Annotated in this window: 16 protein-coding genes and 1 tRNA gene; 9 read left to right on the top strand and 8 right to left on the bottom strand. The window is 42.5% G+C overall.

From position 1 onward, the window contains the following. Positions 1-40 precede the first annotated feature (40 nt). On the top strand, positions 41-511 hold the full coding sequence (locus tag Q0895_RS01145; RefSeq protein WP_299184866.1) for a thioesterase family protein: 471 nt from the start codon (positions 41-43) through the stop codon (positions 509-511). Positions 512-643: 132 nt separating this feature from the next. After that, the gene (locus Q0895_RS01140; protein WP_299184865.1) at positions 644-1,675 is read left to right on the top strand and encodes a hypothetical protein; all 1,032 of its coding nucleotides are present in this window, start codon (positions 644-646) and stop codon (positions 1,673-1,675) included. A gap of 81 nt (positions 1,676-1,756) precedes the next feature. Here Q0895_RS01140 and Q0895_RS01135 read toward each other — a convergent pair. The 7 genes from Q0895_RS01135 to Q0895_RS01105 all read right to left on the bottom strand — a co-directional run bounded on the left by Q0895_RS01135 (position 1,757) and on the right by Q0895_RS01105 (position 11,389). Further along, positions 1,757-1,833, bottom strand: a tRNA-Ile gene (locus tag Q0895_RS01135). Between the two features lie 93 nt (positions 1,834-1,926). Continuing rightward, positions 1,927-2,682, bottom strand: a complete 756-nt coding sequence (locus tag Q0895_RS01130) for a pteridine reductase (protein ID WP_299185334.1) — start codon at positions 2,680-2,682, stop codon at positions 1,927-1,929. A gap of 155 nt (positions 2,683-2,837) precedes the next feature. Next, entirely contained in the window at positions 2,838-4,070 is a 1,233-nt protein-coding gene (locus tag Q0895_RS01125; protein WP_299184864.1) for a tRNA nucleotidyltransferase, read from the bottom strand. A 177-nt stretch (positions 4,071-4,247) separates the two neighbouring features. Next, the gene (locus tag Q0895_RS01120) at positions 4,248-6,566 is read right to left on the bottom strand and encodes an NADP-dependent malic enzyme (RefSeq protein ID WP_299184862.1); all 2,319 of its coding nucleotides are present in this window, start codon (positions 6,564-6,566) and stop codon (positions 4,248-4,250) included. A 525-nt stretch (positions 6,567-7,091) separates the two neighbouring features. Beyond that, positions 7,092-8,558, bottom strand: a complete 1,467-nt coding sequence (locus Q0895_RS01115; protein WP_299184861.1) for a protein adenylyltransferase SelO family protein — start codon at positions 8,556-8,558, stop codon at positions 7,092-7,094. 259 nt (positions 8,559-8,817) lie between these two features. Beyond that, positions 8,818-10,221, bottom strand: coding sequence for a fatty acid desaturase (locus Q0895_RS01110; RefSeq protein ID WP_299184860.1), 1,404 nt, complete (start codon positions 10,219-10,221; stop codon positions 8,818-8,820). Positions 10,222-10,543: 322 nt separating this feature from the next. Next, positions 10,544-11,389: a glycerophosphodiester phosphodiesterase gene (locus Q0895_RS01105; RefSeq protein WP_299184858.1), complete on the bottom strand. Its 846-nt coding sequence runs from the start codon at positions 11,387-11,389 to the stop codon at positions 10,544-10,546. 391 nt (positions 11,390-11,780) lie between these two features. Here Q0895_RS01105 and Q0895_RS01100 point away from each other — a divergent pair, with 391 nt between their 5' ends. Beyond that, positions 11,781-12,734 (top strand): hypothetical protein, encoded by a 954-nt coding sequence (locus Q0895_RS01100; protein ID WP_058368533.1) that lies wholly within the window; start codon positions 11,781-11,783, stop codon positions 12,732-12,734. 95 nt (positions 12,735-12,829) lie between these two features. On the opposite strand, the gene Q0895_RS01095 is transcribed toward Q0895_RS01100, so the two are convergent. Further along, positions 12,830-13,486 carry a cob(I)yrinic acid a,c-diamide adenosyltransferase gene (locus Q0895_RS01095; protein WP_299184855.1) on the bottom strand — a complete coding sequence of 219 codons (657 nt, stop codon included), beginning with the start codon at positions 13,484-13,486 and terminating at the stop codon, positions 12,830-12,832. Between the two features lie 132 nt (positions 13,487-13,618). Here Q0895_RS01095 and cysS point away from each other — a divergent pair, with 132 nt between their 5' ends. The 6 genes from cysS to pdxH all read left to right on the top strand — a co-directional run bounded on the left by cysS (position 13,619) and on the right by pdxH (position 23,434). Beyond that, on the top strand, positions 13,619-15,079 hold the full coding sequence (gene cysS / locus Q0895_RS01090) for a cysteine--tRNA ligase (protein ID WP_299184854.1): 1,461 nt from the start codon (positions 13,619-13,621) through the stop codon (positions 15,077-15,079). 142 nt (positions 15,080-15,221) lie between these two features. Further along, a complete protein-coding gene (locus Q0895_RS01085; protein ID WP_299184853.1) occupies positions 15,222-17,159 on the top strand; it encodes a mechanosensitive ion channel family protein in 1,938 nt (645 codons plus the stop codon). A 167-nt stretch (positions 17,160-17,326) separates the two neighbouring features. After that, positions 17,327-19,354 (top strand): mechanosensitive ion channel family protein, encoded by a 2,028-nt coding sequence (locus Q0895_RS01080; protein WP_299184852.1) that lies wholly within the window; start codon positions 17,327-17,329, stop codon positions 19,352-19,354. Positions 19,355-19,697: 343 nt separating this feature from the next. After that, positions 19,698-21,170, top strand: coding sequence for an IMP dehydrogenase (guaB, locus tag Q0895_RS01075; RefSeq protein ID WP_299184850.1), 1,473 nt, complete (start codon positions 19,698-19,700; stop codon positions 21,168-21,170). A 188-nt stretch (positions 21,171-21,358) separates the two neighbouring features. Further along, positions 21,359-22,723 carry a phosphoglucosamine mutase gene (glmM, locus tag Q0895_RS01070; RefSeq protein WP_299184848.1) on the top strand — a complete coding sequence of 455 codons (1,365 nt, stop codon included), beginning with the start codon at positions 21,359-21,361 and terminating at the stop codon, positions 22,721-22,723. A gap of 42 nt (positions 22,724-22,765) precedes the next feature. Continuing rightward, the gene (pdxH, locus tag Q0895_RS01065) at positions 22,766-23,434 is read left to right on the top strand and encodes a pyridoxamine 5'-phosphate oxidase (protein ID WP_299185333.1); all 669 of its coding nucleotides are present in this window, start codon (positions 22,766-22,768) and stop codon (positions 23,432-23,434) included. Positions 23,435-23,450: the final 16 nt, after the last annotated feature.

Here is a 23,450-nt window from a genome sequence, read left to right as displayed (position 1 = left end):
TTAATATTTATGTTAATCGGTCTAATTAGAAGAGAATACTATGGTAGCTATAGCGATATTACCAGAAATACAAGATACACTGAATAAAGATGAACACCATCCCATGCATAGTTTTGCGGTTATTTATTCTCAGCAAGTAGAGTGGGGCGATATGGATTCTTTTGGCCATGTTAATAATGTGGTCTATTACACTTATGCCCAAAACGCACGCATTCACTATAACACTCAACTAAATCTATTCAACGAAAACACCTTTTCAGTCATGGCAGCGTCATCCTGTCAATATTTCAAACCAGTGATTTATCCCGATACCTTATGGATAGGCGTCCGAATCAAGAAAGTTGGCAATGCCAGCGTGATTCATGAATATACCTATTATAGTACGGCTATGAATACTATCGTCGCTAGCGGTGAATCAGTGCTGGTATATCTTGATAAAGCCACTGGACAAAAGAAAAACATCGACGAGACCAAAAAAGCTACGATTACTGCTTTTGAAAGTCTTAACTAAATTAGGAGACAATTTTTCTATAAGGAGATAGTGCTGGTATTTACAGGGTTAAAAATACGGTAGCAGCAGAGATTTAAAGGGATTTAAATTAATTTAAGTGAGTTTTAAAACAACACAAGGAATGTGTAGGTCATGCTTTATATCAAAAAGTTGTCTTTTGGTTTGGCTGTCTTGGGGGTATGCGTACAGGCACAAGCGATAGAGCTTGTCACCAACGGCAATACTACTTTAAGTATCGGTGGTTATGTTAAAGCGGAAGGTATATTTTATTCTCCAGATGAAGGGGAGTCTGAGTTTAAAGGAAGTGGACGACAATCTCGGATTAATCTTAAAACCACAAAGAACATAGAGGATAAAAAATTAACGGGTTTTATTGAAGGGGACTTTTATGGCAACGCTGCAAATGGCGGTTCAGACTTACGGCTTCGCCATGCTTATGCTCAAATCGATGATTTGACCGTAGGTAAGACATGGAATGGTCAATTCTTAGCGGTCTACCCACTTTTGACTGAGCAGCTTGACTTTCGAGGTACAGGTTTGGGCACTATCTCTGGTGGGGGTGCTTATATTCGTCCAGATTTGACGGTGCATTATACTCATAAAGGGTTTCGTTTTACAGCGCAAGAACCTGTTGATGACGAAGCTGATTTGCCGGATATGGTTGTTAGCTACAAAGATAATATATCTGATCTTAGCTATAACTTGGCGGTTACGGCTCGTGAGGCCAAAAATGGAGAAGACTCTGATATAGGTGTAGGTGTCTCTTTGGCTGGCAAGTTAAATTTGGGTAATGATTCACTACATGCGAGCGTCTATAATGGTAAAGGGATGGGCGCCTATTCCACCGTATGTGTTGGAAGAGTCCTTGGATCGACTGACAATGTAGATTGTGATGCCGAAGACGGTAAGCTTGTATCACAAACTGGCTTCACGGTAGGGTATAGGCATAAATTTACAGAAAAACTGATGAGCAACATGCGTTATGGTGAGATTAATGTAGATGATGCGGTAGATACCTCTGTGAATGTAAAAAGCATTAACCTTGTCTATGAGTATTTTCCAGATTTAGATATTGGTATTGAGTGGAGAGACAGAAGCGATAGGACCACTTTAGAAGTAAGAAAAGGTCAGCAAGTTGAAATAATGGCCAAATATGAGTTTTAAGCTAATATGTTCTTATTGAACATTCAATAAAAAACCCCTTCAAGTCTAATAGATTTGAAGGGGTTTTTGTTTTTCAATATATGGTGGGCCCAGTAGGACTTGAACCTACGACCAAAGGATTATGAGTCCTCTGCTCTAACCAACTGAGCTATGGGCCCTAACGTTAGACGCACAATGATACCTGATTTTTCTAAATTTTCAAGTAAAAGATAACAACTAAACGAAATTATTCAGCTATTATCGCTTATTTGTTAAATATTACCACCAGCGAGGGTCAAACTACGGCCACCATCGACGTTAATAATCTCTCCTGTGACATAGCTGGCTTTTGCCAAATACAGCACGCTGTGGGCGATATCATCTGGCGTACCGATCCGCTGTATAGGAATAGAGTCGATAATACTCTGTTGCTGTGTGTCGTCAAGCGCTTGATCACTATCGGCTTCAGGTAAAATGTTTACCCCAGGTGCAATCCCATTAACACGAACATAAGGCGCCATATCTAGCGCAAGAGACTGTACCATCATACGGTGAGCGGCCTTCGCCATATTATAGACAGTGTAGTGTTTAAACGGTTTATCATGAGCATGAATATCAAGTAGGCTAATAATGCATCCATGCTGCGTTTGCAAATGAGGTAGAAATGCTTGGCTCAGTAACAAAGGTGCTTTGGCATTGCTCAAAAACAGCTCGTCCCACTGGTCGTTATCTATATGTTTAAGCGGAGTGGAATAAAACCTTGATGCATTATGTACCAGTACATCAAGCCGTCCAAAAGTATCCATGATAGTTTGGACAAATTGAATAAGTAAATGGTCATCGTTGACAATTGCTAAATCCGCAACGACAATTGCCGCACTGTTATCGTGGAGGCTATTGAGCTCGTTTGCTAACGCGTTTGCTTGTTGCTCGCTACGATGGCAATGGATAATGACACGATAGCCTTGATGATGTGCTGCTCGAATAATGGCTGCGCCAATACGCTTAGCACTACCAGTAACTAGCATGACTGGCCTGTCACTGTATGAATGGTGATTATTCACTTCAACAGATGGATTTGTGTCGCTCTTCACTGCGGTTTCGATTGCCATAAAAATACAGTTTCCATCGTCTAATCGTATTTTGTTTAATAAAAAGAGTTAATAGCTATGCTATGACTCTTTTAGCTAGTATTGGCTACAGACTGCTCCAGAGTGACAAGATGCGCCGCACGTGCCTCATTTAACGCTTTGCCGATTGCAGCGCCTGTAATATCTGGATCTATGTTTTCTATACCAATGGCATGAAAGCTGTTTAATGCAAGCATCATTTGACGATGTTGTTTTGCTAACTGTAATACGTGACAGGTGACCAATAGCTGCGAGAGCTTGGCAGAATCTTTGTGAGCGCTACAAGCTTGGATAAGGTCGATTTTTTCAGCTGCAGACAGACGATCTATAGTATTTAGTCTTCTGGCTTGTTGAATAAATAGAGCTGCAAACTGGGTAGGCGCCTTAGGTACTTTGGCACTGTTGCTTATAGAGGTTATGGCTTTTAGAGCGGCTTTTTTGTCCTCAGCCATAATACTTATATTTGGACTGCTTGATGGTATGTCAGGATTAGGGTTCACGAATAATGATTGATCAAGACTAGCCATTAATAATGTCCAGCGCTGGGATAAATTCAACTGCATTTGACCGGCAAAGTATAGCGCCGTCTGCACTGTTTCTCGTATGTGCACATTGCTCCAAGCATGATGCAATGGCGCAAAGTAATCAGTTAGAGCACCGATTGCATATAGCTGCTCCCAATAAACTTGAGGGGAGCTTTGCATGGTGGCACGGTTTGATTCTTGCCAAATGCGCTCTGCACTTAAATGTGCAAGCTCACCTGAGGCGACCAGTTGGCGCATGAGTATGAGAGTTTCCTCAGCAATGTGAAAACCTAAGCTATAATAACGTCCATAAAAGCGCGCGACTCGCAAAACCCGTAACGGATCTTCGCTAAAAGCCTGCGATATATGACGTAAAGTCTTGCTTTGAATATCATCGAGTCCACCATAATAATCAATCACTTCACCGGTAAGAGGCGTATCGTCGGTGAGACTGGTTACTTCAATCGCCATCGCATTGATGGTTAAGTCACGGCGCTGTAAGTCATCTTGCAGTGTTACGTCAGGGCTAGCATGCACGCTAAAGCCTTTATAACCATGGCCAAGCTTGCGCTCAGTACGTGCCAATGCATATTCTTCTTGAGTGGTCGGATGCAAAAACACTGGAAAGTCTGCACCGACTTGAATAAAGCCCGCAGCTAGCATCTCATCTACGGTTGCACCTACCACCACAAAGTCTTTATCGGTAATAGGGCGATCTAACAGCTGATCACGAACTGCGCCACCAACAAGATAAACTTGCATTGAAACCTCTTTTATTCGCCAAACAAATTTTAATCAGATAAATCTTGTCATCAATTTATTGGAACAAAAAAACCAGTCGATACCATTTATGACAATGATATGGACTGGTCTTAGTATAGCAAACCACTACTATTAATAATAAATAGTAGTAGCTTATCGATAAAAATAATATGGCAACTATTTCTCGTTTTCTAAATCTTGCGCTTCAGTGACAGCGAGGGCCGTCATATTAACCACGCGACGAGCTGTCGCTGATGGAGTCAAGATATGAACAGGCTTATTAGAGCCTAATAAGATTGGGCCAATAGAGGCACTGCTTGTTGCTGTTTTAAGCAAATTAAAGGCAATGTTTGCTGCATCGAGCGTCGGTAAAATGAGCAAGTTGGCAGCACCTTTTAAATGACTTGATGGCATATCTTCTAATCGTATATGCTCATTAAGCGCGGCATCACCTTGCATCTCGCCATCAAAATCGAAGTCTACATTCATCTCATGTAGTAGCTCATAGACCTTGCGCATTTTAACTGCACTAGCGCGATCAGAGGTACCAAAGTTTGAGTGTGATACCAATGCGACGCGAGGCGTAATACCGAAACGATGCAATTGATCCGCAGCCAATACGGTCATTTCAGCCAACTGTTCAGCAGTAGGGTCTTCATGAATATAGGTATCAGCAATAAAGATATTGCGATCTTGCATGAGGACAGCATTCATCGCATAAAAATCTTTAACGCCTTCTTTTTTGCCGATGACGTTTTGGACATATTCTAAGTGTAATTGATAATGGCTAAACGTACCACAAATCATGCCTTCAGCATCACCGTTTTCGACCAACAGTGAGCCAATCAAAGTGGTCTTACGACGAACATCGCGACGGGCAAGCTCAATACTAACACCGCGGCGCTTGTTTTTCTCATAATAACCTTGCCAATAGTCTTTATAACGAGGGTCATCATCTTGATTGACAATCGTGATGTTCTCGCCATCTTTTAGACGTAAGCCAAGCCTTTCGATGTTATTTTCAATTACCGCTGGACGTCCAACCAAGATAGGTTTTGCTAGCTTCTCATCAACGACGACTTGTACGGCAAGAAGAACATTATTGTCTTCACCTTCACAGTAGACGATACGCTTTGGATCTGACTTCGCACGAGAGAAGATAGGTTTCATCACAAACGCTGAGTTATATACAAACTCTGATAAGCGCTGACGATAAGCATCAAGATCATCAATCGGTAATGTTGCGACCCCTGAATCCATCGCCGCTTTTGCAACTGCGGAGGCGATCTCGATGATTAAGTTTGGCTCTAGAGGTCCTGGAATTAGATAATCGGGACCAAAGCTTCTCATTCTGTCGGTATTTTTGACGTTTGTAGTTGGCGTCGCTTCAACATGTGCCATCGCGGCAATCGCACGTACGCAAGCGATCTTCATCTCTTCGTTGACAGTCGTGGCACCTACATCTAGTGCGCCGCGGAAGATATAAGGGAAACACAATGCATTGTTAACTTGGTTTGGATAATCTGAGCGTCCGGTCGCCATAATGACATCTGGACGTACTGAATGCGCCAATTCTGGCATGATTTCAGGCGTTGGGTTGGCGAGGGCAAAGATGATAGGGTTTTTTGCCATACGGCGTACCATATCCGGGCTTAAAATACCAGGCATTGACAGGCCTATGAACATGTCCACATCGTCCATCACATCATCAATGGTGCTAGCATCAGTGTCGCGAGCATAACGTTGTTTTGATTCGTCTAGATTCTCACGACTGGTAGTGATAATACCGCGTGAATCAGAAACAAAAATATTGTTCTGATCAACACCAAGTGCACAGATAATGTCTAGGCAAGAAATAGCGGCAGCACCAGCACCTGAACAGACGATTTTGATCTCTTCGATCTTTTTACCCGTCAGAATTAGGGCGTTGAGCATGGCAGCAGCAACAATAATTGACGTACCGTGTTGATCGTCATGGAAGACTGGAATGTTCATACGTTTACGCAGTTCGCGCTCGATTTTAAAACATTCAGGTGCTTTGATATCTTCTAGGTTGATACCACCAAATGTTGGCTCAAGCGATGCCACTGCTTCAATAAATTTGTCAGGATCATTTTGTTGAATCTCAATATCAAAAACATCGATACCAGCGAATTTTTTGAATAATACCCCTTTACCTTCCATCACAGGCTTTGAGGCTAGCGGACCAATATCACCCAAACCCAGTACGGCAGTACCGTTCGTTATAACGCCGACCAAATTACTACGTGCCGTATATCTAGCAGCTGTCGTTGGGTCTTTTTGAATTTCAAGACAAGGCACTGCAACACCTGGCGAATATGCTAAAGCTAAGTCGCGCTGGTTGGCCAACTGTTTAATAGGTGTTACCGAGATTTTACCAGGTCTTGGAAACTCGTGATAATGTAGAGCAGCCTGTTCGAACTGCTCTTTATCCGTATTAGGATTATCCGTATTCAAATTGGTATCGTCATTCATAATAATGGCCATTGTTGGAATAAATTGAAATAAAACAAAGTGTGATAAACAAAATCAATTAACGCTTAATCCTAAAATAATCGTTGAACATAAGCTCTAGCAATCGTCATACTAAGAAGCTGCTAATCGATTATTAAAAGGAGATGCACAGTCAAAAAAGCGTTAATTTATGATTAGATGGTATCGTAAAGCAGAAAGCTAATAGACTCAGCTATTCTAGCATCATTGGCAATTAACTGCCTAGTCAACCATAGCGAAATGCATAACTTATATAATAAATTGATAACGAACATTTAGCCAGTTGATAGTAACAAATTAAGCAAAATTTACAATATATATTCAATATTGTGATTATTACTTTAAATTCAGTCTAAATTTTCTGTCAGTTAAATGAGGTAGTGGTTTCGTCTCAAAAATTTTTGGAAGTGATACGACGATTAACAACGAAACAGAGGATAATAAAAAACATTTATTACCCTCTGTTTGGGATTTAGTTGTAGTAATCAAAAAGAGGTTTTGTAGTATTTATGAGGAGCAACTGATTGGCATTTGCGGTGCATTGGGAGCTGGAGGTGTGCTATCAAGCGTTGTTGCAATATCTTGTACCTTATATGGGCTAGCAAGCAACTCGTATAAACGTGCTACTTCTTCAAACTGGCCTTGTTCAGCGGCAGTGATAGCGCGCTGAGCCATACTATTACGAAGTACATAGACGGGATTAGTCGTTTGTATGTCATTAACGACTTGCTCGAGAGATAGTGCTTGCACATGTTCTACATAACGCGCTGACCAGTCTTTCCATACTTGTAATGCTTCACTTGGTAGCTCATGAGTCAAGGTGGCTAATAGCTGTCGCTCATAAGCATGATCTTCTGGAGCAATGAGACCTAATAAGGCACGAAAGCTATTGGTATAATCAAGCAAGTTATCCTCTAGCAAGGTCAACCAATCAAAAGCCAGTGTCAGACTCTCTGGTTGATGAGGTAGTCCCAGCTTGCGGCATAATCCTTGTTGATAGTGCTGCATAAAGGTAGCTTCATAAGGTGCTAAGCAATCTGATAAAGCTTCACGCGTCACTCCTTCTAAGCGCATAAAGTGTGGCAACCAGATATTGAGATTCCAGTGTCCAATAGCAGGCTGGTTTTGATAGGTGTAGCGTCCGGTATGATCTGAATGGTTATTGATCCAAGCGGGATTAAAACGTTCCATAAAACCAAATGGCCCAAAATCCAAAGTGCTGCCAGTGATAGATAGATTATCGGTATTCATCACTCCATGAGCAAAGCCAATCAACTGCCAGTCAGCTATCATACGTGCCGTACGTTCAACGACTGTTTGTAAGAATGCCAATACTGGCGCTTCGCTATTACGAGATTCTGGATAGTAAGTATCTATCATATAATCGGTAAATTCGATAAGTAGGTCAGGGGCAAAGCTTGCAATCCACTCTATGTGACCTAAGCGTATGTGGCTATCGGCTACGCGCATTAAAGCTGCACCAGCTTCCATACGCTCGCGGCGTACAGGCGTATCGGACACCACAAAACCAAGCGCATTGGATGACGGGATGCCAAGTTGAGTCAGTGCATGACCACACAAATACTCTCGTATGGTACTGCGTAATACCGCCCGTCCATCACCCATCCGCGAGTAAGGCGTTAGACCTGAGCCTTTGAGATGTAAATCTTGCGGTTGGTCGTTATTATCCAATACTTGCGCTACCAGCAAGCCGCGACCATCACCCAATTGTCCCGCCCACTGTCCAAACTGATGACCTGCATACGCCATCGCCAAAGGCTCGAACTTGGCAGGTACATACTGACCACCAACGATATCCACCCAGCGCGTCATCAAGTCCTTATCCTCTGACCAGCCAATCTGCTGTGCTACTTGGGTATTAAAATGTCCTGCACGCGGATTTTTTAGCGCGGTTGGAGGCTGCTTATGATACAAACGTGGGTCCAAATTGACGTAGGTGTTTTGATAGCGCATGTGAGATTTTCCTGCTAATACCGACTAACGGTAGATGATAAATAACGATAAATCTACTATAACATAGCCTTGATATTACACCTGTAGACTCTGTCCGTATCTTGTAATCTACTGTTAATCAGCGACACACAAGATGACAAACTACAGCCATTTTTTTAAAGTCCACAAAAAATCCCCCTGTCTTATAAAGAGAGGGGGATTAAATAACATTTAATAAAATACTGTGATAGAACACTAACGTGTAATAAATCAGCTCATTTTAAGCGGCTTTATTGTTATAGCCAATTGAGCGAAAGGCAATCTTCAAGTTGTCATTATGCGCATGGATTTTTTGTTCAATCTTTGCATATTCAAGTTTGAGCTTATCATCAACTTCATGCAAGCGATCTGCAAATTCAGTCTTTTTCATCTCAATCGCTTTGGCTTTTAAAGCCTGCCATTCTTCTACTGTTTGTGTAAAAGCCTCATATTCAAACTTGATGCGATCTTGGAAGTTTTGCATGACATGAGGAATATCAAGACCACTTGCACTTACCGTATCGATTTGCTGCTGAGCTTGTTTGAACTGCATTTGTACTTCAGCATGTTTGATTGTAGTGTCATCGACCGTACGTAGGTCAGTTGTCAAACCAACCTTGGATAAACCCGCGATCAACCATTTGGTTGGATCGTACTGCCACCATTTCACACCATTACGATAATCATATTGGAAGAAGTGATGATAGTTATGATAACCCTCACCCCACGTAAACAGCGCTAAAAAGAAGTTATCGCGCGCAGTATTGGTGTCAGTATAAGGACGGCTACCAAACATATGACATAACGAGTTGATAAAGAAAGTAAAGTGATGCGTCAATACTAGACGTAGCAGACCTGCAAGTACGAGCGTACCCCAAACATCACCCAACAACCAACCAACCGCTGCAACCAGGCCGACGTTGGTTGCTAGTACCCAAAGGCCATAATATTTATGCTGGATTTGCAGTACTTTATCTTTAGTTAGGTCTGGAATGTTTTTGTAGTCAAACTTACCACTTGGATAATTACGGAGCATCCAACCAATATGACTAAACCAAAAACCACGTTTGGCTGAATAAGGGTCTTCTATACGATCATCAACATGACGGTGATGGGTACGGTGACCTGATACCCAATCAAATGCAGAGCCTTGTACTGCAAGCGTCGAACCTAGCAATAAAAAGTTTTTCACAACAGGATGGGCTTTATAAGCACGATGTGACAGTAGGCGGTGATAACCTGCAGTAATACTGATACCTGTCCATACCATAAAGGCACCAAAGACACCCCAAACAGGCGCACTTACTTGATGGGTAAACAAATACCACGGAGTAATGACAGCAGCAGCAATAGGAGTCGCTACTAATATGGTCGCTGGTATCCAGTTAATTGGCGCTTTTTTGAACTCAAACTCGCGTAAATCGAGGGTTTGGTTGCTTGTGGTGACATCGTTCTGATCAGCCGTTTTTGTATAGTTGCGTTTTGCGGTAGGCTGCTCATCAAGCGCAGCTTTCGCCTTGGTATTGTCAAACCAAGTTTTAAAACGCCCAACCTGAGTGGTTGCGTTATCCAAAATGCTGTCACCAGATTTGATAGCGAAACGTAAGCCTTTAAGCGGTAAGCCCATTGCTTTTTTTGCAATCATATAATTTTCCTAGCGGTATTAGTTTCAGGCTCTATATTACCCTAAAAGAAGCGGAAAGTGAACGTTTATGCACTAGAAAAATATTAATAAATAACAATAACTTGTATGAGTTATTGGATATTTCATTGTAAATACCCTATTAGCTATCAGGTGTTGTGTGAAAGTGTAAGTTCTACTAAAGCTGTGTTAAGAAACTATTGATTAATAAATAGCTAAAAAAGTTGTAACTTAAGCGATAATAACCTTGTTAAATTGAGCTAAATGTATGACGCGAATAGTAAAATGGGCTCTTAGCTTACGATAAGTGTTAAACCAAAAGGATTTATAATAGCTGGGTTGGAATATCAGTAATAATGACATCTACTTGCCATTTGACAAGTTTTTTTGCGATTTCTATATCGTTTACCGTCCACGCGCTTACCGGTAAGCCGTAACGATGCGCGTTTTGGATAATAGATTGGGTAATTAGCGGATAGTGTATGCCAAGCTGCGTACAACCCAATTGTAGAGCAGTATTAGGCGCTAAAGCCATTGATTGCGGTGTACGTACTAGTAAGCCGCGCGGGATATTTGCTAGCATTTTATTACATTGTAGCTGGGCCAAAAGCTGTACATCAAAAGTAGTAAGAACGATAGGTAAGCTGGCAAGAGGGGTATCTACTAAATAACGTATCAATGCTTGTATCAGTTTGGCGTAATTGGTTCGGTCATGAGTTTTAATCTCAAGCTCAATATGAGTAAACTGAGTCAAAGCAGGTAGCGAAATCTTGGATTTTTGGGTCTTAGTGGTTACTGATGGCTTGGTTACCGTTGTGCCAGTGACTGAGGCTTTAGGTATATCTGATCGAGAAAAGTTAGCAGAAGGGCAGGTCATGGACTGCGCCAACATATCCAAAGTAATAATTTTATGGCCTGATTGTAGTTGACGTTGAATTTCAATCAAACTTAATTGGTCGACTCGCGACTGTAAGCCGCAAAGTCGCTGCAGCGTTTCGTCATGAAATATTACTAGATGACCATCTGCGGTGAGTTGCACATCAAACTCTACGCCTGATAAGCCTTGTGCTTGTAGTCCATAAGCATGTTCAAAACCAAATAGCGTGTTCTCTAATGCTTCACTGCGTGCGCCTCGATGTCCTAAGAGCAGCGTGTTATCAAGCTTTATCATAAAGATCCATCGTCAATTATCTTCTAGTCAAGAATATGATACCGTGTAAAGTTTTGCGCAAAATGTAAGAGTTGTATAGTAAGGTTTGGTTTTGTACAGCTCGGTAAAAATAATGATAGCTACTAGCTAAATCAGGCAATGAGACTGCTCTATCCTTCAATCGCTTAATAAAGGTTTGTTGCGTTTTTGCAACTAAAAAGGGTTTTTATAGTCTCCGCTGGGTTTTATTTGTATATCAATGGTCCACATTACTGACCATCTGCTACAAACCTCGTATAATGACCTGATTTTAATATTGGTCGTACACAGCTGTTATAGCGTTATGACAATCTAGATAGCTATACTGTCTACCCTTGACGGTGCAAATGAGTAAATCGGGAGCAAAATAGATATGAGCGTAGCAAATAAAAAGTGGTCAAAATGGCAGCAAGTTGCTGGTATTAGTGTGATATGTGGTTTAGCTATTGCTGGTTGTGAACGTTCGGACAAAGATGAGACTACTGAGACAGCTGAGGTTACTACTGAGCAGCCGGCAGCTAATGATGGTACGGTTGTTCCTGCTATCAGTTGTGATAACCCCATGGTACAAGATCGCTTGAAATCTGCTTTAAAAAATACCCTTAATCAGCAAGCACAGTCATCAGCTGCCACTTATGCAAACATCGCAGAAGTCAATATAGACAACAATGTGCTCATGGATAAAGTAGATGGGGTAATGATTGATGTGCAAAATGCTGCCATCTTACAAGAAGCCAATGCGAATGGTATGACGACCTGTCAAGCAAGTGTCAGTATGACATTGCCAAGCGAAGACTTGTACCAAGCCAGTCAGATGAGTGCGGCTAACAATCAGCCAAGTCTACAAACGCGACTTGCCCGAAATAACATTCGTATTAACAATAATATGTTAGTCGACGACGCCTTTACATATGTGGCTGGCGCTCAAAGTGGGCAAATACAAGCTCGTATTGCAGGTCAACCAGCTCTCATTACCATTGTATCTGATGTGATGGCAAGCTCTGTCATACAGTCGGTTGTAGATGAACAACAAGCGAAGCGTCAAGAGCAAGAAGCTGCGCGTCGCCGTGAAGCCGCACGCAAGAATAGTGAAAACCAAATAAAACGCCAACCAAAACCTGTCACGCCAGTAGAGCCTGTGCGTCCAGCTGAGCCCGCTACGCCGCCTACCATCAATCAAGATAATAATGACAATAGTGCCCAAGAAACAGCTGCACTACCTAGTGTCGATGCCAAGCCGCCAGTGACGCCTGAAGTACCAAAAGTCGTGCCACAAGATGAAAGCATCGATATGGTTATCATTGAAGATGAAAGCGCTACTTATTAAGTATTAGTATCCTCTTTGGCTAAAGCTAATAAACGCCTGCAACTAGAATAAGTTGCAGGCGTTTTGCATATAGCATGCGCTCATTGATTGTCAGGTTAACGGTTGTTTTTATTATCGTTAATGGTAACGTTCTCTAAAACTTGACTGTCCCACAGTACCTCAGAGACCTGATTGGGATCAGTGCAAAAGCGCGCTGCGACAAACAACCAATCAGACAAACGATTGATAAAGCTAAGCGCAGTACTACGAATGGCTTGTGCATGCTCTTGCTGTAATAATACAGCTTGGCGCTCAGCACGGCGACACACACTACGCGCCACGTGCAACTGACTGACCAATAATGAACCTGTAGGTAGGATAAAGTCTTTTAGCGGCGGTAGGGTAGTATTCATCGCATCGATTTGCTGCTCTAACCAGTCTATATGAGTGGGATTAACACCTTCATATCCTGGCATAGCAAGCTCGCCACCGATATTGAATAACAAATGCTGAATGACCACTAGAGCTTGAGTGAAATCTGACTCTTTTTGTTGCAAACGCTCTGGTAGCTGTGGTTTATTTGGTGTCACATTATTGTCAGTTATGGCTTGTGTCAGATGTGCACGTACCAAACCGATGTGTGAGTTGAGCTCATCGATATCACCCATGACACTAAATAAATGGTCCGCTTTACTGACGCGGCTGCCATCTGCCATACCAGTACTACCATCATCACCGGTACGCGTATATATTTTGCTCAAACGATTGCCCATCTCTTATCCTTAATAGTTTTTGGTTGTGCACTGGTGTTAGTTGTCTGGCCATTGTAGTATTTTCTCGCTGTTTTCGCTAAGATAATAGGTTACGTTTTATTTTCTTTATTTTTATCAAAAGGCTTTTTTACTATGACCACACCACTTGCCGATGCGATGTCTCAGCTTGTCATTTATGATTCACTCACTGGCGGCAAACGTCAGTTTGAGCCACTCAAAGCAGGACAGGTAGGCATATATGTGTGCGGTATGACTGTCTATGACTATTGCCATATTGGCCATGCTCGCGTTATGGTTGGGTTCGATATGGTAGTGCGCTGGCTGGCACGACTAGGCTATGATGTTGATTATGTGCGCAATATTACCGATATCGATGACAAAATCATCGCTCGCGCTAATGAGAACGGTGAAGATATTAGTGCGTTGACACAGCGTTTTATTGCAGCGATGCACGAAGATGCAAGCACACTTGGCTGCCAAATGCCAGATGCTGAACCACGGGCGACTGAACATATCAACGAGATGCAGCAAATGATTGAGACGCTGGTCACACGTGATTATGCATATGCAGGTGACAATGGTGACGTCTATTATGCAGTAGACAGCTTCTCTGACTATGGCAAATTGTCTAAGCGTAACCTTGATGATATGCAAGCAGGCTCGCGGGTCGATGTCGAAAACGATAAGCGTAATCCGTTTGACTTTGTACTCTGGAAAGCGGCAAAGCCCGATGAGCCGCAGTGGGCGTCCCCTTGGGGTCAAGGGCGTCCAGGTTGGCATATCGAGTGCTCGGCGATGTCAACGAAGTGTCTTGGCGATACCTTTGATATTCATGGCGGTGGGCATGATTTGCAGTTTCCGCACCATGAAAACGAGATAGCGCAGTCTGAAGCGGCGACAGGATGCGAATACGCGCGTAACTGGATGCACATCGGTTTTATCAATGTCGATGGCGAAAAGATGTCTAAGTCGCTGGGTAACTTTTTTACCATTCGTGATGTAACCGCCAAATATTTGCCTGAGACGGTACGTTTTTTCTTATTATCAAGTCATTATCGTAGCCAAGTAAACTTCTCTGATAGTGCTTTAGATGAAGCACATAATAGCCTAAGCAGATTATATAACGTCTTAAAACTGGCTGAACAGCAAAAAGGACAATCGCTAACAGTCACTGACGAATTGATAAACGACGCTTATAATAGCGCGGCTGGACAAGATTTTATCAAAGCGATGAATGATGACTTTAATAGCTCGACAGCGATTAGTGTATTATTTGGGCTGGCACGTGATATTAATAAAGCTATCAAAGCTGAAGATTTAGACACAGCATGGCGCTTGGCGCAGCATCTAAAAGCATTGGCACAAGTACTCAATATTTTGCAGCAGCCAGTACAACAGTTTTTGCAAGCTGTGATAGGCGAGCAATCAGATGATGGGCTAACAGATGCTGCTATTGATAATTTGATCATTGAGCGTGCAAATGCCAAAACCGACAAAAACTTTGCGCGTGCTGATGAAATACGCGAGCAACTAAAAGAGGCGGGTATTGAGCTTGAAGACAGCCGTGCTGGTACGACATGGCGCCGTGCTTAAGTAAACTGCTTGTGACAATAAATACGTATACTAACAAATTAAGTCAGCTTTACGCTGGCTTTTTTTTGCGCGCTGTTTTAGTTTGACTTTATCTTTAAGATACTTTTTTTATAAAATTCTCAGACTTATAGGCGCTAATCGTATGAACCGCCTTACCAAAAAAGATTTTACGATGAACTCTTCTAAAGCTTATATTATGGTTGGGTTGCTGAGTATCATGTCTAGCAGCATTTACATGCCAGCTAAAGCTGCGGCGAGTGGTACTGAGATCACCACTAATAAAAACAATGCACTCGCTACGAGAGCAGAGCAGACAATAGACAAGCCTGATGGTTTTATAGAGTATACTGAACAAAAAGTTGAATCCCTTGAGCAAGAAGGCATTGAGCTGTCCGATACTATAAGTGACGCTTTATACGAAGATGAGCGAGCAGCGATGCAGCAAACGGACAAGCTGCAAGGATATACTGGGCTTACAGGTGGACAGGACGCAAACTACTTTGTTTTAAAGCGGTTAAATACAGGTCTACCGACATTGTCACCACCGCCAAACCTGTCCACACCGTTTGCAGCGTTGGAGTTTTTTCAAACGTCTGCGGTCACAAAACGATTTGACTTGGCTGCTTATGCACTTAATCTAAATTTGTTTGATCCAAGCTTGCAGCCAAACCGCGGTATGGAGTTGTCCAAACGTCTTGATTTTTTGCTTCATAGAAAGAATCTTTATGTTTTTAATAAAATGCCAGATCGTCCTGATGGTTTGATTGAACCCTCTATCGGTAGCAGTAATCCCCTGCACGGTGTCTCGCGCCGCGCTATTCAACTTGGTCATATTGATTATCGTGGGCATCGAATACCTATATTCGTCGAACGAGTAAAAGTCGGCGACAACGCTCCTGTTTGGGTGTTTTCTGCCCAGACCGTCAGTCATATCGACAAGCTTTATGAGCAGTACAAACCTGCAAAGTTCGAAAGCTATTTGCCATCACTGCTCAAACTGCGAGTCCTTGGTATCGCTGTTTGGGAGTTTTTGGCTTTATTTATCTTCTTTATCGTGACGCTAGGACTGGGCTGGGTGGTTAGTAGGCTTACTGGTCGTTTGATAGATCGTTATACTAATGAGGAAGATGGCTCTTACATCGGTCGCAAAAAAAGCATCACGGACTTGGTCAATAAATTTACCATACCGCTGACTTTTACCATTAGTTTGTCTTTAGTATTTACCTTGGTTTCAGGTGGTTTTCCTTTTATAGACGCTATTGCAACAGCGACGCGTCCTATTGTATGGATAGCTTTAGTACTGAGCGCTATTTGGCTTGGTATTCGCGTCATTAACTTCTTTGCCAATCGTTATGAGGACATTCAAATCGACAGCTTAGAGGATGAAGAGTATGACGAGTACCGTAAGCGTACGACGTATTTATCAGTATTTCGACGCGTTTTTATCTTTGTTATGGTCATTGGCAGTGTTTGGATTGGAATGAGCGAATTTGTCAATCTTGAGGGCCTTGGTAAAGCCTTGTTGACTTCTGCTGGTATTTTGAGTGTAGTGATTGGTATTGCTGCGCAGCCCACGCTTGGTAATATCGTCGCAGGCTTACAGATAGCCATGACTCAGCCCATACGTATCGGTGATACAATTATGTATGATGGCAATTGGAGTACTGTTGAGGATTTAGGTTACACCTACGCTACCATCAAAACTTGGGATGAACGCCGTTTGTTTGTACCGATGCGCTACTTTGTGACAGAGACCGTTGAGAATTGGTCACATCCTGACCCTCATCAAACATTTACGGTAACTGTGCTGGTGGACTATGGTATCAATGTCGATGACGTTCGTGATAAATATGCGGCAGTGGTGCAAGCTAGTGAGTACTGGGATGGTGAGACTGAACCTATGCTGTATGTGTTGTCCGTAGATAGAGACACTATAGAGCTGTATGGCACTTTAGCGGCTGACAATCCTGATGATGGCTGGATGCTGCAATGTGAGATTCGTGAACAGCTGCTGGCTTATCTTTATGATGAGCAAAAACCCTATCTACCTGCCGAGCGTATCACTTTTAAAAACATTTAATGTGTTGTAAAAAATCTAACGAGACTGTGTGGACAATAAATACGTATACTAACAAATTAAGTCAGCTTTACGCTGGCTTTTTTTTGCTGACTACATTAGCTTATCATCATACTACAGCCAAGATTTTTTATATGAAAACGCCTTGTCATTCAAAAATGCATAAAAATATGAATACTTTAAGAAGTGTTACTGGTAAAGACAGTAAGCAAGTCAGTCATTCTATACAAGATAGTCACGCGATACATTATGAGAGGCACTATAAAGCGCTGCAAATACTATTAAGTCTTTTTATCATTGCACTTAGCGCTCTTTGTATGCCTACTTATGCTGCAACCAGTAATGATGGGCCTAGTACTAGCGAGCAAATGGTTAGTGAATCAAACACTAATGCTCAGGATGATGCAAAAACTGAAGTGGCTGCTAAAGCGGAAAATTTGGTCGACTATGCGGCTCAAAAAATTGATACGATCAAAAAAGAAGGCGTTGGTATCTCTGGAGTCACAGAAGAGATATTTGATCCTACAGAACGCAATGCTGTGCAACAATCTGGAAACTTACAAGGCGATGCAGGACTAAAAGGAGAGTATAACGAGAGCTATTATATTTTAGACAAGCTCAATACTGGTTTACCGCCTTTATCTGAGCCACCAAACCTGTCAACACCACTGGCTACTTTGGAGTTTTTTCAATCAGCGGTAATGAAACAGCAGTTTGACTTGGCCGCTTATGCGCTCAATATGAACCTGATTGACAGTGAAGTTCAGCGCAGTCGCGCCCTTGAGCTGGCAAAGCGACTTGATTTTTTGTTATCTGAAAAAGAGCTTTATGTATTCGATGACCTGCCAGACCGTCCTGATGGTTTAATCGAACCGCCACTTGGTAATGCCAGTAGCGTCATGGGTATTCCTAGACGCTCTATTCAATTAGGTTATATTGATTATCGCGAACGCCGTGTGCCTGTGTATATGGAACGGGTACAAGTCAATGACGATGCACCGATTTGGGTGTTTTCAGCGCAGACCGTTGGCAATATCGATAATCTTTATGAGCAGTATCATCCCGCAGAGTTCGAACGTCATTTACCCATATGGATGAAACTACAGTTTTTTGGTATTGCGTTATGGGAGTTTTTGGCTTTATTTTCATTTTTCTTATTTACCATGGCGATGGGCTGGCTACTAAGTAAAGGCACTGAAAAGCTCATTAGCCGCTATATTGATGACGATCAAAAGTACAGCACCTATTATGTAGGCAGTACTAACAGTGTGGCAGACTTGGTAAGTAAGCTGACCGTACCATTAACTTTTAGCATCAGCTTCTCGTTAGTTTTTACTTTAGTATCAGGCGGTTTTCCATATTTAGACGCGGTAGCTTCCTCGACTCGTCCAGTTATTTGGGTTGGGTTGGTGTTTAGTACGATGTGGCTTGGTATACGTGTTATTAACTTTTTTGCCAATCGCTATCAAGACATGCAGATTGAAAACCTGTCTGAAGAACACCTTGACAAAGAGCGACGTCGTCGTACTTATGTGTCGATATTTCGCCGTGTCTTTATTTTTGCCATGATACTTGGCAGTATTTGGATCGGTCTTAGTGAATTTACTAATATGGAAGGTCTCGGCACGACCTTATTGACCTCGGCTGGTATCGCTGGTGTGATCATTGGTATAGCCGCGCAGCCCATATTGGGTAACATCATCGCTGGGGTACAGGTAGCGGTAACTCAGCCGGTCCGTATCGGTGATACCGTGATGATGGAGGGCGATTGGACCACTATTGAAGATCTGCGTTATACCTACGCGGTGCTAAAGACATGGGATGAGCGCCGCTTAATCGTTCCAATGCGTCATCTCATCACTGAAGTGGTAGAAAACTGGTCACATACTGAAGCACATCAGACTTGTGTGGTCTATCTATACGTTGATTATGGAGCAGATATCGATGCTATTCGAAACAAGTTTAGTGAGCTGGTGAAAGAGAGCGAATTTTGGGATGGTGAGACAGACCCTCAAATGCTGACAGTGTCATTAAGTGAAAACACGATTAAATTACGCGGTAGTCTGGCATCTGATAGTCCTATGAATGCGTTTTATTTAGAATGTGAAGTGCGTGAGCAGATGCTCAGCTATCTATATCAGGAGCAAAGAGAGTATCTACCGGCCGAGCGTTTAATATTTAAAGATAGGGACGAATAACGAATGATTGGTTGATGCTTTTTATTAGTAAAATAAGCGAGTAAATATAACATGCGATTTACGCGCTTATTTGTTATAATATGGCGTTATTTTTAAGGGATAATTAAGTCAATAAGAGTAAGGCGACGCTATATTTGCGCTAACCAACAAATGGTAAATCAATAACAGTCTTCTAGTGTTTTATTTAACTGGCACATTGTTTACTATTTAATGCCTTATAAACCAAAGCATTGTGAGATAAAGTCTTTAAAGATTAGATATCATAAAGTTGCATTGGTCATCTTGATAGATTGTCTTAATACGAGCATCCCGTCCATCAAAATAACCACCACTAGAGGTCTGTATGTTGCGAATTGTCGATGAAGCCTTAACCTTTGATGACGTTTTATTGTTACCAGCCTATTCTGAAGTCCTGCCAAAAACTGCCAACTTGTCTACGCGTTTGACCAAAAACATCACGCTCAATTTACCGCTGGTATCTGCTGCTATGGACACAGTAACTGAGTCTGAGATGGCAATCACTATGGCACAATTAGGCGGGATGGGTATCTTGCATAAAAGTATGGATATCGTCAAACAAGCCACGCAAGTGCGCCGTGTCAAAAAGTTTGAAGCAGGTACGGTGGTTGATCCTATTACGGTACATCCCGAAATGACTATCGGTGACTTATTAAGGTTGACCCAAGATAACAATATCTCTGGTGTGCCTGTAGTAGAGAAGGGTACAGATAAAGTCGTTGGTATCGTGACACATCGTGATTGGCGCTTTGAAACTAATCTATCGTTGCCTGTTAGCCATATCATGACGCCAAAAGAGCAATTGGTCACCGTTCATGAAGGTGAAAGTAATGAAAATATCAAAAAACTACTTCATGAGCACCGTATCGAAAAAGTCATCGTTATTGATGATGATTTTCGCTTGCGTGGTCTAATCACGGTTAACGACTTTGCCAAAGCCGAAAACAATCCAAACGCTTGTAAAGATGAGCAAGGTCGCTTACGTGTTGGTGCTGCTGTCGGTACAGGTGCAGATACGCAAGCACGCGTCGAAGCATTAATCGACGCTGACGTAGATGTTATCGTTGTAGATACAGCTCATGGTCACTCAAAAGGAGTGGTGGATAAAGTTTTTTGGATCAAGAAAAACTATCCGAATGTGCAGGTTGTCGGTGGTAATATCGCAACGGGTGATGCAGCCAAAGCGTTGCGTGATGCAGGTGCTGATGCGGTTAAAGTAGGTATTGGTCCCGGGTCTATTTGTACGACACGCATCATCGCAGGTATTGGTGTTCCACAGATCTCGGCGATCGACAACGTTGCGACTGCTTTACAAGATAGTATTCCATTGATTGCTGATGGTGGTATTCGCTACTCAGGTGATATGGCAAAAGCCATCGCTGCTGGAGCATCATGTATTATGGTAGGCTCGCTCATGGCTGGTACTGAAGAAGCGCCAGGCGAGGTGGAACTATTCCAAGGCCGTTATTATAAAGCGTACCGCGGAATGGGTAGTCTTGGTGCGATGTCAGGATCAAATGGTTCGTCAGATCGTTATTTCCAAGATGCCAAAGATGGCGTAGAGAAGCTCGTGCCAGAAGGTATCGAGGGCCGCGTTCCTTATAAAGGTCCAGTCGCTGGTATCGTCAATCAGTTGGTCGGTGGTCTGCGCTCGTCAATGGGATACACAGGCTCTGCAACCATAGAAGATATGCGTACCAAACCACAATTTATCAAAGTAACCTCAGCGGGTATGAAAGAGTCGCATGTCCATGATGTACAGATTACTAAAGAAGCGCCAAACTATCGTGTGGACTAAGTTGACGCGTTAACCAAATTAACGCTTTAAATATTCATTCTTTGATATATAATGTCTTAAAATACAACAGTCAACAATGCTCGTGTATTGTTGGCTTTTTTTATAAAATAAACTAGAGAATAGACTACAATACTTAGAGGCGTTTTGGGTCTGTCATCTCTTGCACCTAGCACAAGGATATAATCATAATGAGCTATTTTGGCACCGATGGTATACGCGGAAAATTTGGACAACTACCTATTACACCTGACTTTATTTTAAAATTGGGCTATGTAACAGGACGGGTGCTTGTAGAAAACAATGATAATCCTAATCGTAAACCTAGTGTCGTCATCGGTAAAGACACACGTCTTTCAGGTTACGTAATTGAAGGGGCTTTGCAAGCGGGCTTTAACGCTGCAGGAGTTGATGTGCATATGCTAGGCCCACTACCTACGCCAGCTATCGCACATATTACGCGTAGCTTTCATGCCGATGCTGGCGTTGTGATTTCAGCTTCGCACAATCCTTACTATGATAACGGTATCAAGCTGTTTTCAGGCGATGGCAAAAAGCTAACCGATGAGATGCAAAGTGCTATCAACGATAAACTGCAAGCGATGATGAATCCCACTAATGACGACTTACTGATGCCTATTATAGACCCGTCACAGTTGGGTAAGCATACTCGCATCAATGATGCTACAGGTCGCTACATCGAATTTTGTAAAGGAACTTTTCCCTATCAATATGATTTGAGTCATTTGACTGTTGTCGTAGATTGCGCCAACGGTGCAGGCTATAGTGTCGCCCCAAGAGTCATGCGTGAGCTTGGCGCTACTGTGATTGCTATTAATAATAAGCCTGATGGCATCAACATCAATGCCGACTGCGGCTCAACACATCCTGAAGGTCTGCAAAAAGCAGTATTAGAGTATGAAGCAGACGTCGGTATCGCACTAGATGGTGATGGTGACCGTATTGTAATGGTAGATGAAGCTGGCAAGTTGGTTGATGGTGATGGCATCTTATATGTGCTGGCTACTCAAGGACAGTCGCGTGTTAAAGGCGTTGTTGGAACTTTGATGAGTAATATGGGTCTAGAGCTTGCACTACAAAATGCAGGAATTGAATTTACCCGTGCCAAAGTCGGTGACCGCTACGTCATGCAAGAGCTTGAAGCCAATAATTGGTTATTAGGCGGAGAACCATCAGGGCATATCTTATGTTTGGATAAGAGCCGTACCGGTGATGCCATTATCGCAAGCCTACAAGTACTTGCCGTAATGCAATCACAAGGTAAAGCGTTAAGTGAGCTAACAGAGGGTTTTGAAATCTTACCGCAAAAGCTTGTCAATGTCCGTTTGAATCAAATGCAAGACCCTTATGAAAAAGAAGAGTTGGTGCAAGCTTTTGATAAAGCACAAGCTACTTTGGAAGGCCGAGGTCGTCTGCTTATCCGTCAATCAGGTACAGAGCCTATGATTCGGGTGATGGTCGAGTCGGATGATGAGATTGAGTGTGATGTCATGGCCAATGACTTGGCAGATAAAATCAAAGCAGTATTGGGTTAATCGTTAAATACAATAATCTTAAGATAAGGGAACAGCATGAGCATGGACTTTACTGATCAGCGTTTATCATATGAAAAAGGTAGACTTGATCAGCAATCAATACCAGCATCACCGTTTGAGCTGCTAAAAACTTGGATGAATGAGGCGATAGAGCAGCAAGTACAAGAGCCATACGCCATGAGCTTAGCAACTTGCGGTGCAGACAAAAAACCTAGCGTTCGTATTGTCCTTATGCGAGAGATTACTGATACTGGTATTGTGTTTTATACCAATTACGAAAGCGCCAAAGGTCAAGATATCAGCGAGAACCCAAATGCTGAGGTATTGTTCTTTTGGCATGAGCTTGAGCGTCAAATTCGTATTAGTGGCAGCATTGCTAAGATAGATGCCGCTAAATCTGCCGCTTATTTTCAAAAGCGTCCGCATGATAGTCAAGTAGGTGCGTGGGTGAGTCAACCACAAAGCGGTGAAGTGGCGAATCGCGACATCATGGAGCAAACCTTTATCCAGCTGCAAGCTGATTATCCAAAGGATGTAGAAGTACCAACGCCAGAATTTTGGGGCGGTTATGAGATTACCATTAATGAAATTGAGTTTTGGCAAGGACGTGCTAGTCGCATGCATGACCGTATTGTCTATACTCGTGACAGTAATAGCAATAATGTGAATAAAAACGACGCTAGCTGGTCTACCAAGCGTTTATTGCCGTAAGTTTCTTATTCTGTCT

Origin of the sequence: uncultured Psychrobacter sp., assembly GCF_947495825.1 — a bacterium.
GTDB lineage: Bacteria > Pseudomonadota > Gammaproteobacteria > Pseudomonadales > Moraxellaceae > Psychrobacter.
This window is presented reverse-complemented; position numbering and strand designations above follow the sequence as displayed.

What these genes read in the sequence shown, in the direction of transcription:
- Q0895_RS01145 (WP_299184866.1), top strand. Translation starts at nt 41, where the DNA reads ATGGTAGCTATAGCGATATTACCAGAAATACAAGATACACTGAATAAA.
- Q0895_RS01140 (WP_299184865.1), top strand. Translation starts at nt 644, where the DNA reads ATGCTTTATATCAAAAAGTTGTCTTTTGGTTTGGCTGTCTTGGGGGTA.
- Q0895_RS01130 (WP_299185334.1), bottom strand. Translation starts at nt 2,682, where the DNA reads ATGCTAGTTACTGGTAGTGCTAAGCGTATTGGCGCAGCCATTATTCGA.
- Q0895_RS01125 (WP_299184864.1), bottom strand. Translation starts at nt 4,070, where the DNA reads ATGCAAGTTTATCTTGTTGGTGGCGCAGTTCGTGATCAGCTGTTAGAT.
- Q0895_RS01120 (WP_299184862.1), bottom strand. Translation starts at nt 6,566, where the DNA reads ATGAATGACGATACCAATTTGAATACGGATAATCCTAATACGGATAAA.
- Q0895_RS01115 (WP_299184861.1), bottom strand. Translation starts at nt 8,558, where the DNA reads ATGCGCTATCAAAACACCTACGTCAATTTGGACCCACGTTTGTATCAT.
- Q0895_RS01110 (WP_299184860.1), bottom strand. Translation starts at nt 10,221, where the DNA reads ATGATTGCAAAAAAAGCAATGGGCTTACCGCTTAAAGGCTTACGTTTC.
- Q0895_RS01105 (WP_299184858.1), bottom strand. Translation starts at nt 11,389, where the DNA reads ATGATAAAGCTTGATAACACGCTGCTCTTAGGACATCGAGGCGCACGC.
- Q0895_RS01100 (WP_058368533.1), top strand. Translation starts at nt 11,781, where the DNA reads ATGAGCGTAGCAAATAAAAAGTGGTCAAAATGGCAGCAAGTTGCTGGT.
- Q0895_RS01095 (WP_299184855.1), bottom strand. Translation starts at nt 13,486, where the DNA reads ATGGGCAATCGTTTGAGCAAAATATATACGCGTACCGGTGATGATGGT.
- cysS (WP_299184854.1), top strand. Translation starts at nt 13,619, where the DNA reads ATGACCACACCACTTGCCGATGCGATGTCTCAGCTTGTCATTTATGAT.
- Q0895_RS01085 (WP_299184853.1), top strand. Translation starts at nt 15,222, where the DNA reads ATGAACCGCCTTACCAAAAAAGATTTTACGATGAACTCTTCTAAAGCT.
- Q0895_RS01080 (WP_299184852.1), top strand. Translation starts at nt 17,327, where the DNA reads ATGAATACTTTAAGAAGTGTTACTGGTAAAGACAGTAAGCAAGTCAGT.
- guaB (WP_299184850.1), top strand. Translation starts at nt 19,698, where the DNA reads ATGTTGCGAATTGTCGATGAAGCCTTAACCTTTGATGACGTTTTATTG.
- glmM (WP_299184848.1), top strand. Translation starts at nt 21,359, where the DNA reads ATGAGCTATTTTGGCACCGATGGTATACGCGGAAAATTTGGACAACTA.
- pdxH (WP_299185333.1), top strand. Translation starts at nt 22,766, where the DNA reads ATGGACTTTACTGATCAGCGTTTATCATATGAAAAAGGTAGACTTGAT.